The sequence below is a fragment of the Pseudoalteromonas sp. NEC-BIFX-2020_002 genome, from assembly GCF_013002825.1.
GTDB classification, from domain to species: domain Bacteria; phylum Pseudomonadota; class Gammaproteobacteria; order Enterobacterales; family Alteromonadaceae; genus Pseudoalteromonas; species Pseudoalteromonas neustonica.
In genome coordinates, this window is the sequence record NZ_JABEPJ010000019.1 from 58,389 (window position 1) to 85,013 (window position 26,625).

At 40.1% G+C, this 26,625-nt stretch carries 30 protein-coding genes; 22 read left to right on the forward strand and 8 right to left on the reverse strand.

Annotation, left to right across the window (positions count from 1 at the left end; translation table 11 throughout):
- The first annotated feature begins 103 nt into the window (after positions 1-103).
- The 5 genes from HJP15_RS17880 (at position 104) to HJP15_RS17900 (ending at position 4,100) form a co-directional block, all read left to right on the forward strand.
- Positions 104-718 carry a trimeric intracellular cation channel family protein gene (locus tag HJP15_RS17880; protein ID WP_054206108.1) on the forward strand — a complete coding sequence of 205 codons (615 nt, stop codon included), beginning with the start codon at positions 104-106 and terminating at the stop codon, positions 716-718.
- A 34-nt stretch (positions 719-752) separates the two neighbouring features.
- Complete coding sequence (locus HJP15_RS17885; RefSeq protein WP_170174277.1) at positions 753-2,264, forward strand: YifB family Mg chelatase-like AAA ATPase; 1,512 nt, start codon at positions 753-755, stop codon at positions 2,262-2,264.
- A 63-nt stretch (positions 2,265-2,327) separates the two neighbouring features.
- Positions 2,328-2,912 (forward strand): Crp/Fnr family transcriptional regulator, encoded by a 585-nt coding sequence (locus HJP15_RS17890; RefSeq protein WP_170174278.1) that lies wholly within the window; start codon positions 2,328-2,330, stop codon positions 2,910-2,912.
- Positions 2,913-3,006: 94 nt separating this feature from the next.
- Entirely contained in the window at positions 3,007-3,633 is a 627-nt protein-coding gene (locus HJP15_RS17895; protein ID WP_054455422.1) for a nitroreductase family protein, read from the forward strand.
- Positions 3,630-4,100, forward strand: a complete 471-nt coding sequence (locus HJP15_RS17900; protein ID WP_170174279.1) for a DMT family transporter — start codon at positions 3,630-3,632, stop codon at positions 4,098-4,100. The genes HJP15_RS17895 and HJP15_RS17900 overlap by 4 nt, the downstream gene beginning before the upstream one ends.
- 360 nt (positions 4,101-4,460) lie before the next feature.
- Here the strand turns inward: HJP15_RS17900 and HJP15_RS17905 are convergent, their stop codons facing one another.
- On the reverse strand, positions 4,461-5,165 hold the full coding sequence (locus HJP15_RS17905) for a response regulator transcription factor (RefSeq protein WP_054206112.1): 705 nt from the start codon (positions 5,163-5,165) through the stop codon (positions 4,461-4,463).
- 160 nt (positions 5,166-5,325) lie between these two features.
- Positions 5,326-7,821, reverse strand: coding sequence for an alpha/beta hydrolase family protein (locus HJP15_RS17910; RefSeq protein ID WP_170174280.1), 2,496 nt, complete (start codon positions 7,819-7,821; stop codon positions 5,326-5,328).
- A 315-nt stretch (positions 7,822-8,136) separates the two neighbouring features.
- Here HJP15_RS17910 and HJP15_RS17915 point away from each other — a divergent pair, with 315 nt between their 5' ends.
- Positions 8,137-9,213, forward strand: coding sequence for a hemolysin family protein (locus tag HJP15_RS17915; protein ID WP_054206114.1), 1,077 nt, complete (start codon positions 8,137-8,139; stop codon positions 9,211-9,213).
- Here HJP15_RS17915 and HJP15_RS17920 read toward each other — a convergent pair.
- The gene (locus tag HJP15_RS17920; protein WP_054206115.1) at positions 9,210-10,424 is read right to left on the reverse strand and encodes an EAL domain-containing response regulator; all 1,215 of its coding nucleotides are present in this window, start codon (positions 10,422-10,424) and stop codon (positions 9,210-9,212) included. The two genes, HJP15_RS17915 and HJP15_RS17920, sit on opposite strands and share 4 nt — an antisense overlap.
- A 144-nt stretch (positions 10,425-10,568) precedes the next feature.
- Here HJP15_RS17920 and HJP15_RS17925 point away from each other — a divergent pair, with 144 nt between their 5' ends.
- On the forward strand, positions 10,569-11,585 hold the full coding sequence (locus HJP15_RS17925; protein ID WP_054455427.1) for a metalloprotease: 1,017 nt from the start codon (positions 10,569-10,571) through the stop codon (positions 11,583-11,585).
- Positions 11,586-11,640: 55 nt separating this feature from the next.
- On the opposite strand, the gene HJP15_RS17930 is transcribed toward HJP15_RS17925, so the two are convergent.
- Complete coding sequence (locus HJP15_RS17930) at positions 11,641-12,951, reverse strand: short-chain fatty acid transporter (RefSeq protein ID WP_170174281.1); 1,311 nt, start codon at positions 12,949-12,951, stop codon at positions 11,641-11,643.
- Between the two features lie 65 nt (positions 12,952-13,016).
- Positions 13,017-13,967 (reverse strand): chemotaxis protein CheV, encoded by a 951-nt coding sequence (locus HJP15_RS17935; RefSeq protein ID WP_054206119.1) that lies wholly within the window; start codon positions 13,965-13,967, stop codon positions 13,017-13,019.
- Between the two features lie 161 nt (positions 13,968-14,128).
- Here HJP15_RS17935 and HJP15_RS17940 point away from each other — a divergent pair, with 161 nt between their 5' ends.
- Entirely contained in the window at positions 14,129-15,196 is a 1,068-nt protein-coding gene (locus HJP15_RS17940; RefSeq protein WP_170174282.1) for a potassium channel family protein, read from the forward strand.
- Entirely contained in the window at positions 15,196-15,408 is a 213-nt protein-coding gene (locus tag HJP15_RS17945) for a hypothetical protein (RefSeq protein WP_054206121.1), read from the forward strand. Before HJP15_RS17940 ends, HJP15_RS17945 begins: the two co-directional genes overlap by 1 nt.
- Positions 15,409-15,469: 61 nt before the next feature.
- On the opposite strand, the gene HJP15_RS17950 is transcribed toward HJP15_RS17945, so the two are convergent.
- A complete protein-coding gene (locus HJP15_RS17950; protein ID WP_170174283.1) occupies positions 15,470-15,928 on the reverse strand; it encodes an EVE domain-containing protein in 459 nt (152 codons plus the stop codon).
- Between the two features lie 79 nt (positions 15,929-16,007).
- Here HJP15_RS17950 and tesB point away from each other — a divergent pair, with 79 nt between their 5' ends.
- Positions 16,008-16,865: an acyl-CoA thioesterase II gene (gene tesB, locus HJP15_RS17955; protein WP_054206123.1), complete on the forward strand. Its 858-nt coding sequence runs from the start codon at positions 16,008-16,010 to the stop codon at positions 16,863-16,865.
- Here the strand turns inward: tesB and plsB are convergent.
- Positions 16,862-19,315, reverse strand: coding sequence for a glycerol-3-phosphate 1-O-acyltransferase PlsB (gene plsB / locus HJP15_RS17960; RefSeq protein ID WP_170174284.1), 2,454 nt, complete (start codon positions 19,313-19,315; stop codon positions 16,862-16,864). The genes tesB and plsB overlap by 4 nt on opposite strands.
- A gap of 408 nt (positions 19,316-19,723) precedes the next feature.
- Here plsB and rpsJ point away from each other — a divergent pair, with 408 nt between their 5' ends.
- The 11 genes from rpsJ to rpsQ are packed head-to-tail and all read left to right on the forward strand — an operon-like array spanning position 19,724 to position 24,690.
- On the forward strand, positions 19,724-20,035 hold the full coding sequence (rpsJ, locus tag HJP15_RS17965) for a 30S ribosomal protein S10 (RefSeq protein ID WP_002957900.1): 312 nt from the start codon (positions 19,724-19,726) through the stop codon (positions 20,033-20,035).
- 27 nt (positions 20,036-20,062) lie between these two features.
- Positions 20,063-20,698 carry a 50S ribosomal protein L3 gene (rplC, locus tag HJP15_RS17970; RefSeq protein ID WP_054206125.1) on the forward strand — a complete coding sequence of 212 codons (636 nt, stop codon included), beginning with the start codon at positions 20,063-20,065 and terminating at the stop codon, positions 20,696-20,698.
- 17 nt (positions 20,699-20,715) lie between these two features.
- Entirely contained in the window at positions 20,716-21,321 is a 606-nt protein-coding gene (gene rplD / locus HJP15_RS17975) for a 50S ribosomal protein L4 (protein WP_054206126.1), read from the forward strand.
- Positions 21,318-21,620: a 50S ribosomal protein L23 gene (gene rplW, locus HJP15_RS17980; protein WP_054206127.1), complete on the forward strand. Its 303-nt coding sequence runs from the start codon at positions 21,318-21,320 to the stop codon at positions 21,618-21,620. The genes rplD and rplW overlap by 4 nt, the downstream gene beginning before the upstream one ends.
- A 17-nt stretch (positions 21,621-21,637) precedes the next feature.
- Positions 21,638-22,462, forward strand: coding sequence for a 50S ribosomal protein L2 (gene rplB, locus HJP15_RS17985; RefSeq protein ID WP_002957895.1), 825 nt, complete (start codon positions 21,638-21,640; stop codon positions 22,460-22,462).
- Positions 22,463-22,477: 15 nt separating this feature from the next.
- A complete protein-coding gene (gene rpsS / locus HJP15_RS17990) occupies positions 22,478-22,756 on the forward strand; it encodes a 30S ribosomal protein S19 (protein WP_004588689.1) in 279 nt (92 codons plus the stop codon).
- Between the two features lie 14 nt (positions 22,757-22,770).
- Positions 22,771-23,103: a 50S ribosomal protein L22 gene (rplV, locus tag HJP15_RS17995; protein ID WP_004588690.1), complete on the forward strand. Its 333-nt coding sequence runs from the start codon at positions 22,771-22,773 to the stop codon at positions 23,101-23,103.
- A gap of 11 nt (positions 23,104-23,114) precedes the next feature.
- On the forward strand, positions 23,115-23,816 hold the full coding sequence (gene rpsC / locus HJP15_RS18000) for a 30S ribosomal protein S3 (protein WP_054206128.1): 702 nt from the start codon (positions 23,115-23,117) through the stop codon (positions 23,814-23,816).
- Positions 23,817-23,828: 12 nt separating this feature from the next.
- A complete protein-coding gene (rplP, locus tag HJP15_RS18005) occupies positions 23,829-24,242 on the forward strand; it encodes a 50S ribosomal protein L16 (RefSeq protein WP_054206129.1) in 414 nt (137 codons plus the stop codon).
- On the forward strand, positions 24,242-24,433 hold the full coding sequence (gene rpmC / locus HJP15_RS18010) for a 50S ribosomal protein L29 (RefSeq protein WP_054206130.1): 192 nt from the start codon (positions 24,242-24,244) through the stop codon (positions 24,431-24,433). The genes rplP and rpmC overlap by 1 nt, the downstream gene beginning before the upstream one ends.
- A complete protein-coding gene (rpsQ, locus tag HJP15_RS18015) occupies positions 24,433-24,690 on the forward strand; it encodes a 30S ribosomal protein S17 (protein ID WP_054206131.1) in 258 nt (85 codons plus the stop codon). The genes rpmC and rpsQ overlap by 1 nt, the downstream gene beginning before the upstream one ends.
- A gap of 214 nt (positions 24,691-24,904) precedes the next feature.
- On the opposite strand, the gene HJP15_RS18020 is transcribed toward rpsQ, so the two are convergent.
- A complete protein-coding gene (locus tag HJP15_RS18020; protein WP_054206132.1) occupies positions 24,905-25,441 on the reverse strand; it encodes a helix-turn-helix domain-containing protein in 537 nt (178 codons plus the stop codon).
- Between the two features lie 187 nt (positions 25,442-25,628).
- Here HJP15_RS18020 and HJP15_RS18025 point away from each other — a divergent pair, with 187 nt between their 5' ends.
- Positions 25,629-26,099, forward strand: coding sequence for a hypothetical protein (locus HJP15_RS18025; protein ID WP_170174285.1), 471 nt, complete (start codon positions 25,629-25,631; stop codon positions 26,097-26,099).
- Positions 26,100-26,625 lie beyond the last annotated feature (526 nt).

Below are 26,625 nucleotides of genomic sequence, written 5' to 3' on the forward strand. Positions count from 1 at the left end.
GATTAATTTAAAGTTAACTTAAAACTTAGAGTTTATTGTGCTAAAACAGCGTCGTTTAGCACGTTTGGGTATCTAAATTCGCATCTTGAGGTGTTTTGAGTATATGACTGAACTTTACCATTGGTTTGATTTAATCGGCGTGGCAGTATTTGCTGTGTCAGGCACCTTAATTGCCTACGATAAAAAAATGGACGGCTTTGGTGTCGTTGTACTGGCGACGGTGACAGCGGTGGGTGGAGGAACGTTACGTGATTTGATTTTGGATGTGCCTGTTTTTTGGCTACACGATCAAAGTTATTTTGTCGCTATTTTTGCATCGATTTTTATAACAACGCGCTTTATTAACAAGCAAAAATCCATACCTTATTATCATCTACAAGTGGCTGATGCATTTGGTTTAGCCTTTTTTGCGGTTATGGGAGCACAAAAAGCGCTCTTGGCCGGCATGCCCGCAACAACGGCGATTATCATGGGGATGATAACAGGGTGTTTTGGTGGCGTGATCCGGGATGTACTGGCGGACAATATACCTATGTTATTAAAAGGTGAGCTATATGCTATTACCTGTATTGCTGGTGGAATCGTCTATACCCAAGGTATCGCGTTTGGAATCATGACCGAAATGGCCATGGTGCTTGCGATGTTAACAACGCTAATATTACGTTTAGCAGCAATGAAGTGGCAATTGACACTACATATTTTTAAATATCCTGACTAGACTGTAATAAAACAATATTACAGGGACAAAGGAAATGTCATTAGCTCGTATATATTCTCGTGCTCAAGTGGGGATTCAAGCACCTGAAGTGATGGTTGAAGTTCATTTGGGGAACGGTCTACCTGCTTTTCATATCGTTGGTTTACCAGAGACGTCGGTAAAAGAGGCTAAAGATAGGGTGCGCAGTGCCCTTGAAAACTCTCAGTTTGGTTTTCCAGATCAACGTATAACAGTAAACCTCGCACCTGCCGACCTTCCAAAAGATGGAGGACGTTTTGATTTAGCTATCGCCATGGGTATTTTAGTCGCATCAGGGCAGGTGGTTTGTAATGATCTTGAGCGTTATGAATTCTATGGTGAGCTTGCCTTAAATGGAGAAGTGCGTGGGGTTAACGCTATTTTACCATCGGTGCTTGCAGCGAAAGAGCAAGGGCGCTGTTGCTTCCTGCCTTATGTTAACGACAGTTTAGCCAGTTTAGTACATGGTGTTGAGCGCAAAGCCGTTTCATCAATTCAAGAAGTATGGAGCGATTTACTCAATCAGCAACCTTTACCATTGAATATTGAATACGCAGAGCGAGTTTATACCGCTAATTTTATTCATGATTTAAGTGATGTAAAGGGTCAGCCCGGGGCTAAAAGAGTATTAGAAATAGCTGCCGCCGGTGGTCATAACTTACTATTTTTAGGCCCGCCAGGAACCGGTAAATCAATGCTTGCCCAACGTATGCCAACCATTATGCCTGCGATGTCGGATGACGAAGCGCTCTCTAGCGCCGCGCTTTATTCAATTATAGGGCAATCGATTGATTTAACTAATTGGCGTAAAAGACCATTTCGCAGTCCGCATCATACTTGTTCAGCAGTGGCGTTAGTGGGAGGATCTTCAAATCCCAAGCCGGGCGAAATTTCATTGGCTCATAACGGTGTTTTATTTCTTGATGAGCTACCAGAATTTGAACGTAAAGTGCTTGATTCACTGCGTGAGCCTATGGAAACCGGCACGGTAACAATTTCAAGAGCCGCTAGGCAAATGGAGTTTCCTGCGCAGTTTCAACTTATTGCAGCACTTAACCCCAGCCCCACCGGTTGCCATAATGATAAGCGGGCGACTCCCGATCAAGTAATGCGTTATTTATCTCGAGTATCTGGGCCGTTTATCGATCGTATTGATTTACAAATAGAATTACCGCGTTTGAACAGCGCGCAATTGCAAAGTACCGAAGAAGAAGAAAGCAGTGCTGTGGTGCGAGCGCGGGTTGAGGCGGCGTATAATCGTCAGTTAAAACGTCAAGGTAAAGTTAATGCACGGCTTAATAATAAGGAAATGGGCATACATTGCGTGCTTGGTACGGCTGAGTTGCAGTTTTTAGCTAAAGCCAGTGAGAAGTTGGCGTTATCACCACGCTCTTATCACCGTGTAATTAAAGTTGCTAGAACAATCAGTGATTTAAAAGGAGCTGATGAGATTAGTTTAGCTGAGTTAAAAGAGGCTCTTAATTACCGCGCATTTGAGCGTTTGATTGCACAACTAACAAAATACTAAGCTTATTTGATTCATGCTGATGTGGTATTTTCATCACTAATCTTAACGTCAAACGATACTATTATGCAGCCACATTACGCTCATTTAGAACGAGTAATCAATACATACAGTCCACTTTCTCAGCAAGCTTGGGATGCTTATTTAGGGTGTTGTAAAGCCAGAACAGTTGTAAAAGGTGAAACTCTTTATTCTTTAGGTGAAAAACCTAATAGTTTTGCGTTTGTCCACACGGGGTTGTTTCGTGCTTTTGTTCGCGGTGAAAATGGTGACGAGTTTAATAAAAACTTTTTTTCAGAAGGGCGTTTTCCGGGCAGTATGAGTTCACTGTTAACGGATGAAAATAGTGACTTAGAGGTTCAAGCAATTGAAGACAGTGAGATTATAGAAATTAACCACCAACAATACCGTGATGCTTTATTCAAATTCCCCGATTTAATGATTTTTCATATACATTATCTTGAGGCACATTGGTTAATTGAGAAAGAGCCTAGAGAAATTAGCCTTTTACAACTAGAGGCAACTGAACGTTACCTTCATTTTTTACATAAATTTGAATTGATCTTACATAGATTACCTCAATTTCATATTGCCAGTTACTTAGGTATTACACCTACCCAGTTGAGTCGAATAAAAAAGAAAATTAAATAAACTTGATGTTCTCAACATATGTAAAGGATTGCTTTAACGTATCGATATAAAGTGACGACATATACCTAGCGGGGTATAAAAGCAGGAGTAATATATGTCGTTCATTAAAGCGTTAAATTGGCGTTATGCCGTTAATCAATTTTCAGACTCACAGTTAAGTGAAAAACAAATTCATGGGCTTATCGAAAGTGTACGTTTAGCACCAAGCGCATATGGTATCCAACCATACAAATTATTGATTGTTAAAAATCCAGCATTAAGAACAGAATGTGTAGCTAGTAGCTTTGGGCAAGCTAAGGTTGCCCAAAGCTCTCACTTGCTTGTTTTTGCTCATCAAAAAAGACTGACTTCCACTGATATTGATTGTTTTATTAGTAATCTTGCAAATAGCCAAGGTAAATCAGTCAGTGATTTAGCATTGTATAAACAGCAAATAAGTGATGATTTGCTCTCAAAAACTGAAAATCATCAAGCAATTTGGGCTGCTCAGCAATGCTATATTGGGCTCGGTACCTTGTTGTCTTTTGCGGCATTAAATAATATAGATGCATGCCCAATGACGGGTTTTGATGTTGCGGGTATAGACCGTATTCTAGGGTTGGCAGATCAAGGTTTAAGCGCCGCTATTTTATGTCCTATAGGATTTAGATCACCTAAGGATGCCTCTGCTATACGGTCAAAATACCGCTTGAGCCAAGATCAACTGGTTGTTCGGCTATGAATATTCTAGGCGTAATGGGGCTCTCTGCGGGAGCTGCAATTGCATTTCAAGCTGCAATGAATGCGCAGTTAGGTAAGGTTTTACAGAATAACTTATTGGCAACGTGCTATGCATTTTTATCGAGTTTTTTAATTATTGCTGTTTTAACTGCGTACGTTTGGGTAAATAAGGAACAAGGTTCGGGTGGCGAACAAGCTGAATTTATGCCAAATAGCTTGGGAACAGTCCCTTGGGTTTTATGGTTATCGGGGTTGTTTAGTGCTTATGGCGTTGCAAGTTTGTATTACTTGATCCCAAAGTATGGGGTTGGCAATGTGATGAGTTATGCATTAACAGGTCAGATAGTGATTGCGATAATTATTAGTCATTTTGGTTTATTTGATAGCCCTATCAAAGAAGTATCTATGGTAAAGGTCACTGGGACTGTGCTGCTTGTGTTGGGTGTTATATTAATTAATAAGGATTGAAAAATGAGCGCGGCTTTACAAATATACTCAAGTCACCTCAAAATGCAGTCTCAGCTGGAGTTAAAAGCGATTTAGGCAAGGCATAGATTGCAAATAATAGTTGTTCCTTTGTTAAAAATTAATAACACAGTATAAATAACTTTTAAACCAAATGGTTGGGTGCATGAAGTCGATTCAAAGATAGCTAGTACAGCAATTAGTTATGTGACAGGAACGAATATAGGTATTTATCAGCTAGGGATTGCACTGGGATACTGTCAAGTGGGGGGGAGCAAAATTTATGGATCACCTAATTGACTGCGCTGTTAAACGGAATTTGCAAACGGTTACCTGATAACAATCAATCAACCAACATTATAATTAAATCGATAACATGTAGCCTTTGCCGCGTACGGTAACAATGCGTTTTTGATCCTTTTCATCACTGAGCTTTTTACGTAAGCGACCAATTAGCACATCCACTGTTCTGTCGTTTGGACTCCAATCAGGTTGGCCAATTTCTTCAGATATTTTTTCACGAGACGTTGCTTTTCCAGCATTTGAAATTAAGCAAATAAGGACTTTGTGTTCGGCCTCAGTGAGTCTAGATTCAATACCACTAGCAGTGATTAGTGTGCGGTTATCGGGGTGTAATTTAAAATCAGCATATTCGATAAACTCTTCGCTTTCGTCATGATGATTATTACCTTTGAGGCGCTTATATAAAGCGCGCATACGTAGTTCAAGCTCTAATAAATCAACGGGTTTGCAAATATAATCATCAGCGCCTTGTGCTAGGCCTGCAATACGGTCGGCCTGAGAGTCACGGCTAGATAGCATGATCACGCCAATATCAGTAAGGGTGTTTAATTCTTTTGTTAGGTGTAAACCATCACGTTTTGGTAATACTATATCGACAATCGCTAAAGAAATAGCTGTTTTGTTATTTACACGCGATTGCACAATGGCTAAGGCATCAGCACCTGTTGCATCGTTCTCGATGTGAAATTCAGTCTCTTTAAAATGGTTGAGTATGCGCTTAACTAATAGTTCGTCATCTTCAACCAATAAAACATGAATGGCCATAGTATCTTAGTTACCTTTAATGATAGCTCTATGTTAGCACTCATTAGTAAAAGGTGAGAAGGGCGATCTTGAGTATTTCTGTACTATTTATGTCATTGTTTGGTAAATATCAACAGATAAGGGAGGTACCCTTACCTGTTGATAACATAAACAGTGTTAATTATTTTTTAGGATATAAATATTGCCACCACTGTGGTTCATTTTTTAGATGCTGGTCAAAATACGCAAGTTTGGTACTCCACCAATCAAAGCGTTGATCACGGGCGAATATTTGATGATCTGCGCCTTTGTATTCAATAAGATCAACATCTTTACCAAGCAGCTTAAGAGCTGTGTACATATTGTGACTTTCACCTACAGGTACATTGGTATCAGAATCTCCATGTAAAAGTAATAACGGTGTGGTTACTTTATCAGCATGAAATACTGGGCTATGATCACTATAAAGCGTGGCATTATTCCACGGGTAGCTATTTTTAGATGCTTCACCTGAATATAAATACCCCCACCAACCTTGGCCCCAATACGATGTAATATTAGAGATACCTGCATGGGCAATTGATGCGCTAAACATATCTGTTTTGGTCGCTAACAACATAGTCATAAAACCACCATACGAGGCACCTAAATTACCTAACCGGTTTTTATCAATAAATGGATATTGTTTTAGCAACGCTTGCGTGCCTTGCATAATATCATCAGCAGTATATTGCCCCCATGCATTCACATGCTTAGCTGAAAACTCTTGACCGAACCCAGTTGCACCTGTCGGTTGCACTACATATACAACATAACCATGCTCTGCCCATAGATTAAAAGGGTATCGTCCAGTAAAGCCACGCGTAACTGGAGAGGTGCCACCATAATAATAAACGAGAGCAGGGTACTGTTTGTTTTTATCAAGGTCAGTTGGTAAGTAAACACGGCCTTTAATTTCAACACCTTCAGCGTTGGTGAAATTAAATTCGTCTAGGCTGGCAATATCAGTATTGGCATAACCTTCTGGTTTAGAATCCCAAAGCGTTTTTGCTTTATTTTTATTTATACTCAGTTGTTTTAATTGTTGTGGTGATGATGCGTTAGAACCGCTAACTAAAATAGCAGGGCTACGGTTGTTTGAGTAACTAAATTGCTCAACTACATCAAAGCCAGTTTTTAACTTGTTAAAGCGCTGTTTACTTTTATCGTAAAGATACAAAGCGATAGTATCTTGATCGGTAACTTTAACGATTGCATCGCCATTATTTAGTACTTCAAGTTGACCAATTGCTGGATCAAAATTACGGCTTAATGCAGATGCTTTTTTACCATTATCGGTTAATAAATAAAGTTGCCCATCGTAATTGTTTGAGAGCATGTCTTCAGGTAAATTCCGACCTAAGCCATCTTTAAAATCAGGCCCAGCAGTAACATAAATATCGTTATTGCTGTATTTGGCTTGGTTAAAAATATTAAATAGGCCAATAACTTCACTTTTACCGTTGGCGATATTAAGTTCGATTAGCTCTGTGGTTGGGTGAGTTGTTGCAAGCATTGGTTGTGTGCCGCGACTAAGTAATACTGTGCCGCGTTTGCTATTAAAGTCTTCAATACTGTGACTTAGAGGTCCTTGGCTTAATATTTTACTTAGCCCAGTATTAATATCTAATAAGTAAACTTGTGATGTAATACGCGCATATGACCAACGATCTTGTAAGCCTTTATAGTGTTTTGTCAGGCTACTATCCGCAGTAGGTGATTTTGACCAGTTGAAAATTAAGCTTGTGTTGTCAAAGTACGAAAATCCGCCAGCGCCATCTAAATTTTCAGCGATCACTCTTAGGCTTAGGGTTTTACGGTTTAACTGCTTTAATTTACCCTCTAATAAATACACTATGTAGTTATTGTCTGGGCTCCAAATTACATTACTAGGCTGGCCAGATTCAAAGCGGTAAATTGTTCGGTTGTCATCATCTTTTAGTTCAGTCACCGTGTTTGCAGTGTTACCGGTGCTGTTCTGGTAGTGCCGCGTAGACACTAAGTGCTGCTTGGCGTCAGGTGATAGCGATAATGCACTTACTGTTGGTGCATCAAATAACTGTTTAGCAGATAAGCCATGTTGTTCTTTACTGCTAAAAGTCAGTGTGTGGGTATCTGTTTTCGCTGTAAAATCAAATTCTACATCATTCCAGTTAGCAACTTGCTCTGCGATTATTACAATTTGATGATCGCCTTGGCTTAATGCCAGCTCATATACATCTTTTGTGGGAGTTTGCTTCTCAGAATTGATGAAAAGCTGTGCTTTTTCTATCCCTTTTATTGTCAGAGTGCCTTGTGTAAAGCGTTCAGCGCTAGCGGTTAGCTTTAATGCTTGTAAGCCACCTAATGTTAATGCATTTACGCTATCAAACGACTGCCACTTTAGTTTTTCACCAAAGACTGTGATGCTTTTTTTTGGTTGTTGAAGGCTAGGTAAAAGGTTGTTGATAATCGCATCTTGATGCTCTGTTTGATATGGTTTCAATTGCATATCAGCGGCAATAGGGCCAATAAATTTTATATCCGCTTTATTTAAAGGTGCAGCAAATAGTGAGCTGCTAAAAGTGCTTAACGTTAAAACGGCGAGTGTCGTTTTAAGGCTTGGTTTTTTACCGAGCCAAATGGATCTAGGGTTCATAGTTGAGCCTGAAGTGGGTAATTTAATTTAATATAACATGTGAAAGTGGCGCCAAAAAGCGCTCTGCGATGGATTTTATCTTCCTTTAGTAGAAAGTTTGAGGTTAATACTGACAGTTGTTAAGGTGTATACTCAAACCACCTCAAAATGCAGGTTTTAATTAACCGTTTTGGCGTTTTACAGGGGCTTATTCTTTGCGTTGCTACTTTTTAAAAGAGATTGCTACTCTTGCAAAGTAACACTTTGATATTAAAACTTTTGAAACGCTAAACTCTGTAGTCTGGGTGTATCTAATTAAATAGCTAAGGAATAACAGTGACATTATTGATCGTTTACATGATAACGGCGATTACAATTTCTTTTTTATGCTCGATTATGGAGGCTGTGTTATTAAGCATAACGCCTAGTTATGTGGCAGTGCTACGCAAACAAACACCAAAGTTAGCTAAACAGTTAGAAAAGCTAAAGAAAAATGTTGATCAGCCGTTAGCGGCTATCTTAACCCTTAATACGGTAGCGCATACTGCTGGTGCTGCGGGTGTGGGCGCGCAAGCTGCCGTGGTTTTTTCAGATACAGCAGTAGGCATTGCATCTGCAATTATGACATTGCTAGTATTGGTGCTTTCAGAGATTATTCCCAAAACACTTGGCGCAAATTATTGGCGTGCTTTAACGCCTATCGTTACCGCATCGTTAAGGTATTTGGTTATTGTATTAAAACCTTTTGTTTGGTTTGCTGATAAATTAACAAATATACTTGGCCGCAATTACGATGAAGCCTTTTATATTCGCCAAGAAATTGAAGCTATGGCAGATATAGGCACTGAATCAGGAGCATTGCACAAAGAAGAGTCTGAGATTATCCGCAGTTTATTGCATTTTAGACACACCAAACTTGACTCGTTAATAACTCCGAGAACGGTTTTATTTAAGGTACATAAAGATTTAACTGTCGATCAGTACTTAGCAGAGCATGGAGCCGCTTCTTTTTCACGTGTATTGGTTTACGATAAAAACACTGATGACATTATTGGCTTTGTGCATAAAAATGACATTATGTTGGCATATCATCGCCTAGATAAAGAATACAAAATAAGTAAGCTGGTTAAACCAATTTACACTGTTCCAGAAACTCTCTATGTACCGACTTTATTACATACACTATTAGCCGAACGTACGCATATTTGTCTTGTTATTGATGAGTACGGAGATGTGCAGGGGATAGTGACGCTTGAAGATATGATAGAAGCTTTAATGGGTCTTGATATTATTGATGAGCATGATCAGTCAGTGAATATGCAAATGGTTGCCAAACAACGTTGGCAACAACGATTAGCCAGTAATGATAAATTACTAAGTGAAGAAGACAAGCATGGCCGAGGCGACAACTAGCGTCTGGTTTTACTGGCACTAACCATATGCAACCAAGACTTGGCCCATCGGGTAAGCTCTATTTTTCCTTTAGGGCGGCAAATTAGAAAGCCTTGCATTAAAATATGTTCTTTAAAGCGGTCTAGGTACTCAAGCTCTTCAACGCGCTCTATACCTTCGGCAACGATAGTGAGATCTCCTTGCGTCGCAATGTTAACTAGGCTGCTAACAATCACCTGTGAAAATTGATCTGTTTCAATGTGGCTTATTAAAGTGCGATCTATTTTTACTTCTGTGAATGGGAGTGTTTTGAGTTGATTTATGTTGGTAAAGCCAACACCAAAATCATCAAGAGAGATATCGAACCCACGTATTCTCAAACGGTTTAATGTTTCAAGTTGAGCAGAGCTACATAAAGCATGTTGTTCTGTTATTTCTAAAATAATTTCACTTGGCTTGAGGTTGTTAAGTTTTAATATAAGTGCCAATTTATCAGGGCAGCTTAAATCTTCTAGCTGGCATGGCGATAAGTTAAATGCCAGTTTTAGGTTGTAACCTAGATTTTTCTTTATATCGATAAAGTCATTGGTTGCCTTTTCAAAAAGCTGAAAAGTAATAAGATTAATTAAATCTAAATGTTCGGCCACGCAAATAAAGCGATCAGGTAAAAATACAGTGCCTTGCGGGGTTATGATACGGGCGAGCACTTCTATACTTTCTACCTTGTTGGTTGCCCTACTTACTTTTGGTTGATAAAACGGGGTAATTTCATTATGACTAATAGCGTGTAGGAGTTGGTGTTCAGATATAGGCTCAGAAGGTTTTTCGGTATGACACGCTAAATGTTCTAATTTTTGCAGTAACTGATGCACTTGTGTTAATTGCACGGGTTTAGCAATATTACCGATTAAATGAGCATTACTTTTACGGGCTAAGTCGGCTGCTAAATCAATCACTTTTGGTGCCATTTCTGAAATAATAACAATGGCGCCGGGGTAATGAATATCACCTAAGTGGCGAATAAGTTCCATACCATCCATATTAGGCATGTTGAGGTCTGTAAAAACAGCATCATACAGTAATGGTGATTTCTTTACTTTTTCAAGTGCTTCTTGGGCATCTAAACATGTAGTTATATGTGGAACATCTAGTTCATTTAAAATGGCTTGCATCACGACTAAAATTGCTTTTGAGTCATCAACAACAAGTATACAGCGGGCTGTTTTAGTCATGTTCGTTCCTTGAAAAAAAACTTATTTATAATTTAAAAGTAGTAGATAAAGTATTAGGTGTCAGCATAACGACTAAAATAAATACCCGAATAGTCGAAAAAAAATAGGTATACTTGACGTAATATTTTTAAGGCTGTGAATACGATGATTCGAATACAACTAACCCTTGCTGAACAAGATTATAGTTTGGTTTTAGTAGGACAAAAAATTGTCCAAATATTTCAAGAGCAACAAGCTATAGGGTTTGATAATACACGTGAAAATTATTTTGAATTTAAGTCTAATGGCCAAGTAATTGGTTTAGATACTAGTGCAGTACTCGATAACAGCTTGGTATTGTATATAGACGGCGAACTTGCAAAGCAATTGACACTTCCCCCAATGGAAAAAACTAAACCAAAGCAAGGTTTATTTGGACTGTTTGCGTTAGGTTTTAAAATTTTTAAAAGTGCAAAAGTGGTTAAAGTAGCACTAGCCGGCGCATCAGTTGCAGGTTATGCCTGGCTATTTACGTTTGAGTTCGCTTTAATGTTAATAGCGTGCTTGGTGATCCACGAATACGGTCACGTTAGAGCCATGCAATATTTTGGTATTAAAACCAAAGGTATTTACTTAATTCCGTTTGTTGGTGGCCTTGCCGTCAGTGACGATAAAATTACCACCCGTTGGCAAGATGTGGTTATCTCACTTATGGGGCCCGCGTTTGGTTTGATCACCTCTGTATTGGGTGTAGTGCTTTATTACGCCACTGAGATGGAAATTTTCGCAGGTGTCGCGGTGCTCAGCGCATTACTTAACTTATTTAACTTATTGCCCATTCTTCCGCTAGACGGTGGTCATGTGCTAAAAAGCATAAGCTTTTCAATGCGCTCATGGGTAGGTTTGAGTATATGTATTTTAGGAGTGTTATTTGGATTGTGGATAAGCTATACCTTTGGCTTAATGTTACTCGTGTTTTTCTTATTTATCGGTGCACTGGAAATTGCCTTTGAATGGCGCGGTCGTCACTTCTCACACCTAGTACCGCTAGATAAATATGGCCAAGGCTTTTCAGCAGTAATGTATGCACTCGTCGTTGCAGGGCACGTCGCGGTAATGATGCACTTTGCTGATTCAGAAAACGCGATATTAAGCTTACCGATGAAGATTTTATCGAGTTAAAATCAAACATTATCAATAGGACTGATCATGCAGGCGCCTATTGATAATGCCATCACTAATAAAAACTCAATACAAACGATATAAACACGCCGGTTATAATCAATTGCACTAAACAAAAGCCCATGATGTCTTTGGCTTTTAGGCCGGCAATTGCTAGCACTGGCAAGGCCCAAAATGGCTGAATTAGGTTAGTCCAGGCATCTCCCCATGCTACCGCCATTGCAACCCGGGGCATATCAGCCCCTAAAGCTTGTGCGGCGGGTATTACAATGGGGGCTTGTACCGCCCATTGACCGCCACCTGATGGCACAAATATATTTACTAAGCCAGCACTTAAAAAACTCAACAATGGCAGTGATTCAGCATCGGCAATAGCAATAAAACCTTGTGAAATTTGTTGTGCTAATCCAGTGTCGACCATAATCGCCATGATCCCTGCATAAAATGGGAACTGGATAATAATACCTGCGCCGCTGGGCACTGCTTGTTGTAAGCTGGTTAATAAATTATATGGCGTTTGATGTAGTAATATGGCTGAAAATAAAAACAGCGCAATCACACTGTTTAGATTAAGTGAACCGGCATTAAGGGCAAAATAATAAACTAAATATGCTAACCCCATAATGCCAATACTCATACCTAATAAGCGACTGTGTTCAATATGATCTGCAGGGCGAAGTAAGTCTAATTTTTTAGGTATTGGTTCGCTAAGGCTAGCTTGATCGACATACACACTGTCTTTATCACAAGGTAACATATAGCGATTAACCAACGGCATAATGATAAATAAACCGATGACGATGGCAATATTAAACCCTGAAAATAATGTATCTCCAGTACTAATGACCCCAATACTTTGCTCTGAAAAATGACCAGTAGTAGCAATAGTGAGTGGAATTGAACCTGCAAGACCACCATGCCATACAATAAAACCAGAATAAGCACTGGCAACGAGTAAGCGATAGTCCACTTTTGTTTGTCGAGCAATGGCTTTGGCAAACAAAGCGCCAATCACTAAACCAAATCCCCAATTAAGCCAGCTTGCAAACAATGACACCACAGTAACAAAAATAATCGCTTTGGCAGGGCTGTTAGCATACGTGGCTAGTTTATTTAGAATTGAATTAATAACAGCAGTACTTGCAAGCATATAACCCGCTAGCAGCACCAGTAGCATTTGCATGGCAAACTTTAGTAAGTTCCAAAACCCACTTCCCCATGCATCAAGCACTTCAAGGCTACTTGAAGGTGTAAAAATACAGGCAAGGGCAAAAGTAACCAGGGTTAATAAAATCACAAACACGAATGGATCGGGGAGGTAACGCTCAACTAATTTTGTGAACGGTTTGGCAACTGAATTGAGCATAGAAGTATTTTTATTATTTATAGAGAGTGCCAATTAACCATGAAAGTAGTTAATTGGCAAATAGCCTAACTTTTTTTCTCAAGCACAACTTTAAGACGGTTTTGCACTTCTTCGACTAATAAGTCTGGTTGGAATTTAGATAAAAATGAGTTGCAGCCCACTTTTTCAACCATGGCCTGATTAAAACTGCCACTGAGAGACGTATTTAAAACGACAAATAAATTTTTCAACCGTTTATCATTACGGATCTCATGCGTTAGTCGGTATCCATCCATTGCGGGCATTTCAGCATCGGTGATCACCATTAATAAGTCTTGCTCAACATTATCACCCCGATCAGCCCAGCTCTTAAGCATATTCAGCGCTTCAAGGCCGTTACTAGCAGGAATAATTTCAATACCCAGTTGCGACAGTGTATCACTGACTTGTTTGCGTGCTGTCGGTGAATCATCAGCGTGGAGAATTTTACGTCCAGCAAACTCATTAACGATACTTTGATCAACTAAGTCATCAGAAATTTTAACTTCATATTCAATAATTTCAGCGAGTACTTTTTCTACATCAATGATTTCGACTAATTGCTCTTGGTCATCACGTATAATCTTTGTTAGTGCGGTTAGATAGTGATTTTTACCTACAGAGCTTGGCGGCGGCATGATATCTGACCATGTCATGTTGACGATTTGATCAACCTTACCAATTAAAAACCCTTGCACTGTGCGGTTGTATTCAGTAATTACAAGATTACAGTCTTCTATATTACGCGCCTCAGACATACAAATGGCTTTACGTAAATCGATAACAGGGATTGACTCACCACGAATATTCGCTACACCAGAAATTTTAGGGTGTGCATGGGGAATAATGTTTAAATGTGGCAATTTAACCACCTCTTTAACCTTAAATACATTGAGTGCAAACAAATGGCGACTATGTAAATAAAACAGTAAAAGCTCTAGACGGTTCTCTCCGACTAATTGAGTTCGTTGATCTACAGAAGCTAATACACCCGACATAATACGCTCGACTTTATGGTTAACGAATTTAAGTATAGCTTACACTGTTCCAGTTGAGAAAAGCATCCTAGAAAATAATCTTACATATTACAAACATTGCCTTCAATAAAGCATTGCAGTAACTTATCGGGTAATTGATAACGGATTAACCAAGTGGTGGCATGCCTTTTATATTTAAACAACTTTTTTTGTTAGTTAGAAGCCATATAGATCAAGTAAGTTGGCAGGCGGTTGCTGTTGCCACATTATTGCATATGGCATTAATTTGGTTGCTATTAGTGCTTGCCGGAGAATCCGCATTAAGTCCTTTAAGCACCTTTGTATATTACTATATAGTGACTACATCAACCGTGGGTTACGGTGACTTTAGTGCGAGTACAGATCTAGGTCGCTGGATTGTTGCACTATTACAAATCCCTTTTGGGTTGGCATTATTTGGTGTTCTGTTAGGAAAAACAGGGCAAACAGTTACTTATTTAATTAGGCGCGCTATGACAGGTGATAAAAGTTTTTCACATTACAACAACCATATTATTATTTTTGGCTGGCACCCAACGCGCACAAAAAAAATGGTTGACTATATTTTGGCTGACCAGAAACGCACTGAGCGACGTATTTTACTTGCGGTAACAGAGCCTATGGAGCACCCATTTTTAACCAATGCTCATGTTGATTTTGCACGTTTAACAAGCTTTACAGATTGCGAGCAACTTGAACGCGTAGCTATCAAGCAGGCAGATAAAATTATTATTGATGGTCAAGATGACGATCAAACATTTACTACCGCACTGCGCATAAGCAAGCTAGTCAAAGGTGATTGCCATATCAGCGCACACTTTAATGACGAGAGTAAAATTGAAATGTTGTTAGAGCATTGCGGTAATGTTGAATGTAGTAGTGCTAAATCAGCTGAAATATTAGTGCGTTCAATGCAAGATCCAGGGTCTAGTCGTGTGCAAGAAGAATTACTATCTACATTACATGGCGACACACAGTTTAGCTTAACGATACCAAAAGATTTAAATACCATGGAGTTCGGTAAACTTTTTCACCATTTTAAACACGATCACGATGCTATTTTATTGGGTGTAGCACATAACTTAAGCGCACAAAATATGGATTTAAATCCACCGCTTACTTACCCTGTGAATAGTGGCGATATTTTGCATTACATTGCTGTTGACCGCGTATTAAGCAGTGAAGTTAACTGGCAAGAGCTTGCTAAGTAATGGATGAAGTCGCGTTTTTAATTTTAGTATTGAGTGCCTATATTCTACCTGTAGTGATCGTTCTCAATACTAAACGCACTCAAGGCCACGAAAAAAACGGCTGGCTAATCGGTATTATCTTCTTCTCATGGCTTGCACTGATAATGTATTTTGCCATCGTGCCCAAACATGGGCATAAGAAAAAAGGGGCTAGAAAAAAAGCGAAAGGTTAATTCCGGCAGTTGTCATTGTGAATAAAAGCGCGGGATAAGGCCACGCTTACTGCTTAGCGCTCTATTGCGCCATTTTCATTATCTCATCCCAATCAGCCTGGGTGACCGGCATTACCGATAATCGGCCACCTTTTTTTAGCGCTATTTCGGTAATGGCATCATTTTTCTTAATCGCTTTAAGACTAACAAGTTTACTTAAGTGCTGCTGATAGCTGACCTCAACGACCACCCAGCGTGGCTTATCATTACTTGATTTAGGGTCATAATAATCACTACTTAAATCAAATTGGCACGGGTCTGGATAGGCCTCAGTGGTCACTGTTGCAATACCGGCTACACCTACTTGCTTACAGCTTGAATGATAGATCATCACTAGGTCGCCAAGTTTTACATCATCGCGCATAAAGTTGCGAGCTTGATAATTACGTACACCTTCCCAGGCTGTTGTTTGTGCGGGTGCACTCTTTAAATCATCAATTGAAAAAGCATCGGGTTCGGTTTTAAATAGCCAATAAGCCATAATAAGGTTTCCTAACAAAGATTTACTTAGAGTCATTGTATAGTATGATTTAACTATTGTGGGATTGAGGATATTAAAAATGAGCCAAGTTTTAGATGATTTATTGTCATTATTAACGCTAGAAGAAATAGAGCAGGGCTTATATCGTGGGCAAAGCCAAGATTTAGGTTTTCGGGCGGTATTTGGTGGTCAAGTGATGGGGCAAGCGCTCTCAGCAGCTAAAGAGACCTTACCTGAAGGGCGTATTGTTCATTCATTGCATTCTTATTTTTTACGCCCGGGCGATGCAGCAAAGCCGATAGTGTACGATGTTGAAACCATTCGAGATGGTAAAAGCTTTAGTACTCGTCGTGTGAGTGCCATTCAATACGGTAAGCCAATTTTTTATATGACGGCGTCGTTTCAGGCTGTTGAAGAAGGCTTATCTCACCAAGCTACTATGCCTGACGTACCTGCACCTGAAGAACTGCGCTCATCATTAGAGTTTTATCAAGAAAACGCCGAGCATATACCAGAGGTAATTCGGAATAAGTTTATCCGCGAAATGCCCATTGAGATGCGTCCGGTGACATTTCATAACCCGTTCAAACCACAAGAAATGGAACCCGTTAAGCATATTTGGTTTAAAGCCAATGGTGAAATGCCAGATGATCAGCGCATTCATAATTACTTACTAGCGTATGCGTCTGACTTTGAGTTTTTACCAACTGCATTACAGCCGCATGGCGTATCGTTTATGCAGCCAAATATGCAAGTTGCAACGATTGATCATGCAATGTGGTTTCACCGTCCGTTTAGAATGGACGATTGGATTTTATATACTATTGATAGCCCAAGTGCGAGTTCTGGTCGTGGCATGGTTCGCGGGCAGTTCTTTGACCGTCAAGGCAATTTAGTTGCCTCAACGATTCAAGAAGGGGTCATGCGTCAGCGCTAATCATGCGCTGAGTGTTGTGCTTGGCTCAGTACAATATCACTAATAGACTGCCAGATCCGTGCTGGCAGTAACGCCTTAAGGTACATATAGGCTTCACATAATTCAGTGCTGCCTTCTAAGCCATTACTCGTTTCGCTAATTAAGCCTTGTTCACGCAAATTACTAATAAAACCTACCAATACTTTTTTGTCAAAAAACTCAGGAGTTTTAATACCGTGCAATGTACCTAATCGCTGCGCGAGTACTTGGCTTTCACGCTCAAGTTCGGCGCGTTCAATACCTTTACTCGTTTGGATAAAGCCAATCACAATGGCGTAGCGTTGTAGAGTTAAACTCAGCGCACGACCAAGTATTTCAAGCTTGGCTAAGCAGTCATTACTATTCGTGATTTTGATATTGTCGCCCTCAATCTCTATCAGGTCTTGATCAACAAAGCTGGCTAAAATTCGGGTAATGTAATTTTCATCAAGCGCGTGCAAAAACCATTCTTTAGCAAACATAGGGTAAAAGCAGTTAATCAATGCTTGGCACTGCGAAATGGTGGTTTTATGGCTTTTAAATATATGCAGCGCCAGTAAACTTGGTACAGAAAACACATGCAAAATATTATTACGATAGTAGTTAAAGAGGATTTTTTCTTTATCGTTAATCGCGATGATCTCGCCAAACTCATCGCTTATTACATCAAATTTATTTAGCTTTGAGGCGTGAGTTAATAGCTCTTCCGGGCTCTCATCTGGAATGGTGATTTTTGCGCTGTAACTAGCATTGCGTTGTAAGTGCAGATAAAAATCAAGTTGTGCAAGCAGTTTTGGTTTACTCAAGGCTTGCTTATCGTTTACTAATAAAATCATAGCAAGCAAATTAACAGCGTTAAGCGCGGCCGCATTATTAATGTTAACCATTACTTTATCAGCTAAGGTGGCTACTTGTGGTCCAAGCCATTGTGGTTTTTGTACATCCGTAGGATGAATAGAATCACGCCAATCTGGTTGTTGGTCATTTAAATATTGATTGACCGAAATGGGGTCGCCAAAATTTAAATAACCACGGCCGTAGTTTTTTAAGTTTTTAATTGCTTTAAAAATCCCAAATATTGATTCACCTTTTTTATCATCACCGGCGAGCTCTTTAAGATAGGTATTAATTTCCATAACGTGTTCATAACCAATGTACACAGGCACAATTGAAATTGGGCGATCAATACCACGAAGCATGGCTTGCAGTGTCATAGCCAACATGCCGGTTTTTGGTGGCAGTAAACGCCCGGTACGGCTACGCCCGCCTTCGGTATAAAACTTAACAGAGTAGCCTTTAATAAATAGTTGGCTTAAATACTCTTTAAACACCGCTGAATAAAGTTTGTTGCCCGCAAATGAACGGCGAATAAAAAAGGCGCCTGAGCGACGGAAAATTCCACCTGCTGGAAAAAAGTTTAAATTAATACCCGCAGCAATATGTGGCGGTACTAAACCAAGATGATAAATAGAGTAGGTTAGCAGTAGATAATCCATGTGACTGCGATGACACGGCATATAGATGATTTCATGGCCTTTATTGGTCAGGTCGTGAATTTGCTCGGTGTATTTTATTTCGATACCGTTATACAGCTTGTTCCATAACCAGGTTAATGCCCTCTCAGCAACGCGGATGGTCGCGTCACTGTAGTTAGCGGCTATTTCATCCAGTAGTTTTAATGCGTTTTGACGTGCCTGTGCTTGGCTTATATTCTTACTCTTTGCTTCATCGCTAATAGCTTTTTTAATCGTGGGGGATGCTAATAGCGAATTAAATAATTGCTCGCGTGAGGGCATTTTAGGGCCCGTAGCCGCTAATTTTTGACGCCGAAAATGTACGCGGGCTACACGCAATAATTTATGTGGCAGCTCATCCACATCGGCTTTTTCGTTTACTAATAGCGATAAATCTAACGGCTGACTAAAGCGTACAAAATTATCACGGCCAGAGAACAGTAAAACAAAAAATTTACGAAACCAGCTAGGCGTTAAAGAGTGTGATACGAGTGTACCTAAACCTGGTTTTTCTTTACCCGGATTGCGGCCCCATAAAATAGTGACCGGAATGACTTGTACGTTTTTTTCACCACTGGCGATTAACTGTTCAATGATTTGCTTACCTTGATTTAACGCGTCAGTAGGCTTTGCCTTGTCACCAAACAGTGGTGGTGGGTTCTGTAGGCCAATAAAGCGATCTAATGAGGCATTACCAAGCAGTTGTTGTTCGGTCGGATTTGGTAAGCCATGCTTTTTACATACGCGTGCGAGTGCAGCTAAATCAGATCGAGCATTGAGTTTAACGATATAAAAAGTGGGATAAGCCGGGTTAAGGGCATATTGTTCAATAGGGCTCTCTGGCAGCACCTTACTTTTTACAAGCAGGCGGTTGGTCACCATTGAGATAAAGTTCAAACAATAATTAAAAATACGCATCAACTCACCAAGGTTAAGGATTAAGAGATAAAAGCAAACAAGGGGGAATAATAACAATTAAAAACTGGACTGACCATTATCATTCATACTATGCATGATCTCACTATAGTAAATCCACAGTAATGACGACACGATGACAGGCCCTTTTTTACAGTATAAATTACAGTCATTCGGGTTGATTGAAATAGTTGTTGCATTTATCACCAATATCACTATAATACGCAGGCTTTCAAAATTCCCCCGGGAACTTGAAAGGAACATTAAGCTTGGATTTCAAGCTAATAAAACAGGAGTTCCGATTTGGAACTCAACGTAGATATAAATCAACAACCGGCATCTTATGTTTTTAAGATTGTTTCGGTCGTTTTTTTATGCTCTTTTAAATGCTCTTTATATTGAGGTTTAAGAATGTCAAATCAACGCATTCGTATTCGCCTAAAAGCTTTTGACCACCGTTTGATTGACCAATCAACGGCGGAAATCGTGGAAACTGCGAAACGCACTGGCGCACAAGTACGTGGTCCAATTCCACTACCTACACGCTTTGAACGTTTTACTGTACTTACATCACCGCACGTTAATAAAGACGCGCGTGATCAGTACGAGATCCGCACCCATAAACGTCTGATCGACATCGTAGAACCAACTGACAAGACTGTTGACGCACTTATGCGTTTAGATCTTGCTGCTGGTGTTGATGTTCAAATCAGCCTGGGTTAATCGAAAGATTAGAGAGGTTTTAGGAAAATGGCATTAGGTCTAGTCGGTCGTAAAGTGGGTATGACACGTATCTTCACTGAAGATGGTGTATCTATCCCTGTGACAGTTATTGAAGCGACACCTAACCGCATTGCTCAGATCAAATCTGACGCAACAGACGGTTATAACGCGCTTCAAGTAACCGCAGGCACTAAAAAAGCAAGCCGTGTAAACAAAGCAACAGCGGGTCACTTCGCTAAAGCTGGTGTTGAAGCGGGTCGCGGTCTGTGGGAATTCCGCCTTAACGGTGGTGAAGGCGATTTTGAAGTAGGCGCTGAGCTTACTGTTGAATTATTCAACGAAATCAACAAGGTTGACGTAACCGGTACTTCTAAAGGTAAAGGTTTCCAAGGTGGTGTTAAGCGCTGGAATTTCAGCATGCAAGACGCTACACATGGTAACTCTCTATCTCACCGTGCTCCTGGTTCAATCGGTCAAAACCAATCACCTGGTAAGGTGTTTAAAGGTAAGAAAATGGCCGGTCATATGGGTGCTGAGCGTGTAACGACTCAAAACTTAGAACTAGTACGCGTTGACGCTGAGCGTAACTTGCTTTTAGTTAAGGGTGCAGTACCTGGAGCTATCGGCGGTGACGTTATCGTTAAACCTGCTGTTAAAGCATAAGTCCTGGAGATTTAGTGATGGAATTAGCAATTAAAGACGCTTCTGGCGGTCTTGAAGTTTCTGAAGCTACTTTTGGACGTGAGTTTAACGAAGCATTAGTACATCAAGTAGTTGTTGCATACGCAGCAGGCGCTCGTCAAGGTACTCGTGCTCAGAAGACACGTTCTGAAGTAAGCGGTGGTGGTAAAAAACCATGGGCTCAAAAAGGTACTGGCCGTGCACGTGCTGGTACAATCCGTAGTCCAATTTGGCGTTCAGGTGGCGTTAGCTTTGCAGCTAAACCACAAGACCACAGCCAAAAAGTAAACCGTAAAATGTACCGCGGTGCGATCAAAAGCATTTTATCTGAATTAGTTCGTCAAGAGCGTTTAATCGTTGTTGAAAGTTTTGCTCTAGCAGCACCTAAAACTAAAGAACTAGTTGCTAAGCTTAAAGAACTTGAGCTTAAAGATGTTCTAATCGTAACTGAAGAAGTAGATGAGAATCTATTTTTATCGGCACGTAACCTGTACAAGGTTGACACGCGTGATGTAGCTGGTATCGACCCTGTAAGCTTAATTGCTTTCGACAAGGTACTTATTACAGCTGCTGCTGTTAAGCAACTTGAGGAGACGCTAGCATGATCCGTGAAGAACGTCTTTTAAAAGTGATCCTTGCTCCACATATCTCTGAAAAAAGCACCATTGCTGCTGAAGAAAACAACACGATTGTTTTTAAAGTAGTAAATGACGCAACTAAAGCTGAAGTTAAAGCTGCTGTTGAAAAGCTTTTTGAAGTGGAAGTAACTGGTGTTCGCACACTTAACGTTAAGGGTAAAACAAAACGTACTGGCGCACGTTTCGGTCGTCGTAGCGACTGGAAAAAAGCTTACGTTACTCTTAAAGAAGGCAGCGAACTAGACTTTGTCGGCGGCGCCGAGTAATAAGGGGAGTTAGAATTATGGCACTTCAAAAGTGTAAGCCTACTTCTGCGGGCCGTCGTCACCTAGTTAAAGTGGTTAACTCTGATCTACATAAGGGTAAGCCATACGCACCACTTTTAGAGAAAAACTCTAAATCAGGTGGTCGTAATAACAATGGTCGTATTACGGTTCGTCATATCGGTGGTGGTCATAAGCAGCATTACCGTTTAATCGATTTTAAACGTACTAAAGATGGCATTCCAGCCACTGTTGAGCGTTTAGAATATGATCCAAATCGTAGCGCAAACATCGCTCTTGTATTATATGCAGACGGTGAGCGTCGTTACATTATCGCACCAAAAGGCTTAAAAGCTGGTGATGCAATCCAGTCTGGTGTTGATGCACCAATCAAGCCTGGTAATGCATTACCTATGCGCAATATGCCTGTAGGTTCGACTGTTCACAACGTAGAATTAAAACCAGGTAAAGGTGCTCAAATCGCACGTTCTGCTGGTGCATACGTTCAAATCCTTGCTCGTGATGGTCAATATGTAACATTACGTCTTCGTTCAGGCGAAGTTCGTAAAGTTGAATCTGATTGTCGTGCGACACTAGGTGAAGTAGGCAATGCTGAGCATATGCTTCGTTCACTTGGTAAAGCAGGTGCAAATCGCTGGCGTGGTATTCGTCCGACAGTTCGTGGTGTTGCCATGAACCCGGTTGATCACCCACACGGTGGTGGTGAAGGTCGTACATCTGGTGGTCGTCATCCTGTGTCTCCATGGGGTAAGCCGACTAAAGGTGCTAAGACGCGTAAGAACAAGCGTACGGATAAATTTATAGTACGTCGTCGTACTAAGTAATATTGAGGAATAGCCATGCCACGCTCTCTCAAGAAGGGTCCTTTTATAGACCTACACTTGCTGAAGAAGGTAGAGAAAGCTTTGGAAAGCGGTGAAAAGAAGCCAATTAAAACTTGGAGCCGTCGTTCAATGATCATACCTAACATGATCGGATTGACCATTGCTGTCCATAATGGTCGCCAGCATGTACCAGTTTTCGTTTCTGACGAAATGATCGGTCACAAACTAGGTGAATTTGCACCAACTCGCACTTACCGTGGCCATGCTGCGGATAAGAAAGCGAAGAAACGTTAAGAGGGGAATGATAAATGCAAGCATTAGCTAAACATAAATTCGCCTCTGGTTCGGCGCAAAAAGCACGTCTAGTTGCAGATCAGATCCGCGGGTTACCTGTCGATCGCGCACTAGAAATCCTGGCGTACAGCCCTAAAAAAGCGGCTGTATTAGTTAAGAAAGTACTTGAGTCTGCTATTGCTAACGCAGAGCATAACGAAGGTGCTGACATTGATGAGCTACGTGTAACAACGATCTTTGTGGACGATGGTCCTACAATGAAACGTATTATGCCACGTGCTAAAGGACGCGCTGACCGCATCCTTAAGCGTACAAGCCACATCACTGTTGTGGTTTCAGATAGCTAGGAGTATAAGTAATGGGACAAAAAGTTCATCCTACTGGTATTCGCCTAGGTATATCTAAACCTTGGGTTTCTACCTGGTACGCGAGTTCAAAAGATTTCTCTGCACAGCTTTTTGGCGATCACAAAGTACGTACATTCCTTACTAAGGAATTGAAAGCGGCTTCTGTGTCTAAAATCGTTATTGAGCGTCCAGCAAAATCAATCCGCGTAACAATTCACACGGCTCGTCCGGGTGTTGTTATCGGTAAAAAAGGCGAAGACGTAGAAAAATTACGTCAAGCGGTAACTAAGATTGCTGGTGTACCTGCTCAGATCAATATCTCTGAAGTACGTAAACCAGAACTAGATGCACAGTTAGTTGCAGATGGCATTGCCTCTCAACTAGAGCGTCGTGTTATGTTCCGTCGCGCTATGAAGCGTTCGGTACAAAATGCAATGCGCATTGGTTCAAAAGGAATCAAAGTTGAAGTTAGCGGTCGTCTTGGCGGCGCAGAAATCGCACGTTCAGAATGGTATCGTGAAGGTCGTGTACCTCTACATACTCTTCGTGCTGATATCGACTACGCAACTTCTGAAGCCTTAACCACTTATGGTATCATTGGTGTTAAAGTTTGGATCTTCAAAGGCGAAGTTATTGGTGGTTTACCACTAGTACAAGAGCAAGAGAAGCCAGCTAAACGCGCACCAAAGAAAGCCAAGAAAAGTGCTAAGTAGAGGTAGCGAGTAATGTTACAGCCAAAACGTACAAAATTCCGTAAAACGCATAAAGGCCGCAACCGTGGTCTTGCGCAAAACGGTAACAAAGTAAGCTTCGGTACTTTCGGTTTGAAAGCTACTGGCCGTGGCCGCATGACTGCTCGTCAAATCGAAGCAGCTCGTCGTGCCATGACACGTCACGTAAAGCGTCAAGGTAAAATCTGGATCCGTGTGTTCCCTGATAAGCCTATTACAAACAAACCGCTTGAAGTCCGTATGGGTAAAGGTAAAGGTTCTGTTGAATATTGGGTTGCTGAAATTCAGCCTGGTAAAGTACTTTACGAAATGGAAGGTGTTTCTGAAGAGCTTGCTCGTGAAGCATTCAACCTTGCTGCTCGTAAACTGCCATTCAAAACAACTTTCGTAACTCGGACGGTAATGTGATGAAAGCAAGCGAACTAAAAGACAAAAGCGTAGAAGAGCTTAATGCTGAACTTCTAGGACTTCTTCGTGAGCAATTTAATATGCGCATGCAAGCAAGCACTGGTCAGTTAGCTCAGACACATACGCTAAGAACAGTACGTCGCGATATCGCGCGTGTAAAAACAATTATTAACCAGAAGGCAGGTCAATAATGAGCGATAAAATCCGTACTCTTCAAGGCACTGTAATCAGCGACAAGATGGAAAAATCTTTCACTATCGCTATCGCACGTTACGTGAAGCACCCAATTTATGGGAAATTCATCAAACGTACGACTAAATTACACGTACATGACGAAAATAACACAGCAAAAGCGGGTGACGTTGTTTCTATCCGTGAATGCGCTCCAATTTCTAAGACTAAGTCTTGGACATTAGTAGACGTTATTTCTAGTCCTAAACAAGCTTAATTTTTAATTAAGTCTGTTTTATAAAAGCCTCGGCATTAGCCGGGGCTTTTTGTTTTTAAAGAAGCCATAAGCGGTAAGTTGTCAGCTTTCAGTTGCTCGCAGTAAGTGTTAGCGCCGTAGCTTGGGTTGAGTATTGAGAAACCCGAGGAGGAAAGAGCGCCATAAATGCGCTGAAATAATATTCTTAGAATTAAGTAACAACTAAGTATCGGGTTTATAATTTACGAAACTTATACCTTTGTGAAAATACACCTGCAACTATAGATAGTAAAATACACACTACAGAACCTACAATTAGAAAGCGGTTTTCGATCCTGCTAACTTGTCTTTCGCCGACAATTTGGTAAGTAACATCACCTTCAATAAAGCGTTCGCCTTGATATTGCTGACTAACATTAAACGCTAAAAATTCACCTTGTTTTGCCTGATAAGTAAAGTAGGTTTCAGAATAAAAAATTTCATACGTTGCACATAGCCAAACTATAAGACCAATTATAAACAGCACAAAACTTAATATGGGCAGTTTTTTCAGCGGCACGTTTGTTGATGGTGTTGTAGGTAAATAGTTATTAAAACACACTTCGTCGTAGCACAATTTTAGCTTTTCGATCACTTCAGGAGAGGGAATGAATTGACCATTCTCTAGTTTTGATAAATAAGATTGTTGGATGCCTATTTCCCGAGCAGCAAATGCTTGAGTCCATTTTTTGTTTGTTCGAAGACGTTTTAATTCTATTCCTAGTGATTGCATACTTATTACTCTCTCCTTAATTGTTGCCGTATTATTATCACCAATTAGCTAATCCAGAGATAGAGCTTATGATTATATTCATGTAAATGAATAAAAGAATATTTTGAATATTAATGGATTAGCGTTTTTTATGGGCTGTTTTAAATTATGCTAGTATTATCAAACTAACGAAAGGATATATTTTATTATGAAAAAATACGTCTATTTATTACTTAGCTCCATGGCTTTATTATTGGTAAGTTATCAAGCTAATGCCGAACCTGTTTTTGCAGTTAAAGCCGATATTTATAAATTGAAAAATGAGATAACAATTGATAGTAAAATTGCTAAAAAACTAAAATCATTGGCTCCAATTCACCAACCAGTGCTATTAGCCTTATTAAATGAGAGTGCATTAATAGAAATAGGAGATGAAAAACAATTAACAGCACTTGAGGTAAAGGCAAACGAAGATGGATCGTTTTTTAATGCGGCGATGAAGTTAAAAGATAAAACAGATGGCCAATGGCAATCAATAACGTCTTTTATGCCTAACATTCCTAATGGTCAAACTGTATATTTTAGCCGTACTTTTATCGATAGTGTTTGGTTGATAAAGTTAACCGGGACACGTTATGAATCAGAGGAGCTGGGTCTAGCTAGTTTCCAAAACCAATAATAGTAATCGCTGGAGTATTATTATCTGTTTACTGAGGTTGATATTTTATATTACTTGTTAGCTGTGTTTGATTTTAAAAATAGAATAATAAATCAATGTTTCAGGATAACTCATATCGTGATTATTACGATTTCATCGTTTTACAGTGAATGTTATCCACAGATGTTTGTGGGTAACATGTCAGTTTCTTTTGTGTATCTTACAAAAGCGAAATAAATGCAATATTAGTGATAATAACGCTTGCGTAAAATCAGCCGCGCCCTATAATGCGACCCCACTGAGACGGCAGAGCGCAACGCATAGCGGGGCAAGAGTTAATCAGTGAGTCGAGTAAAACTTGAGTTTAAATTTTTATAAAGTTTAAATTTAAGTGTTGACAAAAAAATAGGAAAGCGTAACATGCGCAGCCCTAGCGAGATAAAGCAAAGCGCTTTAATCGCAACGTTCTTTAACAATATAAAGCAATCATCTGTGTGGGCACTCGTACAGATTGAGTTCTAACAGCCGAACTTAGTTTACTAAGCAA

Bases quoted from the DNA above. Each gene is read 5' to 3' on its own strand.
- HJP15_RS17935 (WP_054206119.1), bottom strand. From the start codon at position 13,967: ATGTCGGGTGTATTAGCTTCTGTAGATCAACGAACTCAATTAGTCGGA.
- rplW (WP_054206127.1), top strand. From the start codon at position 21,318: ATGATCCGTGAAGAACGTCTTTTAAAAGTGATCCTTGCTCCACATATC.
- rplD (WP_054206126.1), top strand. From the start codon at position 20,716: ATGGAATTAGCAATTAAAGACGCTTCTGGCGGTCTTGAAGTTTCTGAA.
- HJP15_RS17910 (WP_170174280.1), bottom strand. From the start codon at position 7,821: ATGAACCCTAGATCCATTTGGCTCGGTAAAAAACCAAGCCTTAAAACG.
- rplB (WP_002957895.1), top strand. From the start codon at position 21,638: ATGGCACTTCAAAAGTGTAAGCCTACTTCTGCGGGCCGTCGTCACCTA.
- rpsQ (WP_054206131.1), top strand. From the start codon at position 24,433: ATGAGCGATAAAATCCGTACTCTTCAAGGCACTGTAATCAGCGACAAG.
- rpsJ (WP_002957900.1), top strand. From the start codon at position 19,724: ATGTCAAATCAACGCATTCGTATTCGCCTAAAAGCTTTTGACCACCGT.
- rpsS (WP_004588689.1), top strand. From the start codon at position 22,478: ATGCCACGCTCTCTCAAGAAGGGTCCTTTTATAGACCTACACTTGCTG.
- HJP15_RS18025 (WP_170174285.1), top strand. From the start codon at position 25,629: ATGAAAAAATACGTCTATTTATTACTTAGCTCCATGGCTTTATTATTG.
- HJP15_RS17925 (WP_054455427.1), top strand. From the start codon at position 10,569: ATGATTCGAATACAACTAACCCTTGCTGAACAAGATTATAGTTTGGTT.
- HJP15_RS17945 (WP_054206121.1), top strand. From the start codon at position 15,196: ATGGATGAAGTCGCGTTTTTAATTTTAGTATTGAGTGCCTATATTCTA.
- rplV (WP_004588690.1), top strand. From the start codon at position 22,771: ATGCAAGCATTAGCTAAACATAAATTCGCCTCTGGTTCGGCGCAAAAA.
- rpmC (WP_054206130.1), top strand. From the start codon at position 24,242: ATGAAAGCAAGCGAACTAAAAGACAAAAGCGTAGAAGAGCTTAATGCT.
- HJP15_RS17920 (WP_054206115.1), bottom strand. From the start codon at position 10,424: ATGACTAAAACAGCCCGCTGTATACTTGTTGTTGATGACTCAAAAGCA.
- rplC (WP_054206125.1), top strand. From the start codon at position 20,063: ATGGCATTAGGTCTAGTCGGTCGTAAAGTGGGTATGACACGTATCTTC.
- HJP15_RS17895 (WP_054455422.1), top strand. From the start codon at position 3,007: ATGTCGTTCATTAAAGCGTTAAATTGGCGTTATGCCGTTAATCAATTT.
- rpsC (WP_054206128.1), top strand. From the start codon at position 23,115: ATGGGACAAAAAGTTCATCCTACTGGTATTCGCCTAGGTATATCTAAA.
- HJP15_RS17940 (WP_170174282.1), top strand. From the start codon at position 14,129: ATGCCTTTTATATTTAAACAACTTTTTTTGTTAGTTAGAAGCCATATA.
- HJP15_RS18020 (WP_054206132.1), bottom strand. From the start codon at position 25,441: ATGCAATCACTAGGAATAGAATTAAAACGTCTTCGAACAAACAAAAAA.
- HJP15_RS17900 (WP_170174279.1), top strand. From the start codon at position 3,630: ATGAATATTCTAGGCGTAATGGGGCTCTCTGCGGGAGCTGCAATTGCA.
- rplP (WP_054206129.1), top strand. From the start codon at position 23,829: ATGTTACAGCCAAAACGTACAAAATTCCGTAAAACGCATAAAGGCCGC.
- HJP15_RS17950 (WP_170174283.1), bottom strand. From the start codon at position 15,928: ATGGCTTATTGGCTATTTAAAACCGAACCCGATGCTTTTTCAATTGAT.
- plsB (WP_170174284.1), bottom strand. From the start codon at position 19,315: ATGCGTATTTTTAATTATTGTTTGAACTTTATCTCAATGGTGACCAAC.
- HJP15_RS17890 (WP_170174278.1), top strand. From the start codon at position 2,328: ATGCAGCCACATTACGCTCATTTAGAACGAGTAATCAATACATACAGT.
- HJP15_RS17930 (WP_170174281.1), bottom strand. From the start codon at position 12,951: ATGCTCAATTCAGTTGCCAAACCGTTCACAAAATTAGTTGAGCGTTAC.
- HJP15_RS17905 (WP_054206112.1), bottom strand. From the start codon at position 5,165: ATGGCCATTCATGTTTTATTGGTTGAAGATGACGAACTATTAGTTAAG.
- HJP15_RS17880 (WP_054206108.1), top strand. From the start codon at position 104: ATGACTGAACTTTACCATTGGTTTGATTTAATCGGCGTGGCAGTATTT.
- tesB (WP_054206123.1), top strand. From the start codon at position 16,008: ATGAGCCAAGTTTTAGATGATTTATTGTCATTATTAACGCTAGAAGAA.
- HJP15_RS17885 (WP_170174277.1), top strand. From the start codon at position 753: ATGTCATTAGCTCGTATATATTCTCGTGCTCAAGTGGGGATTCAAGCA.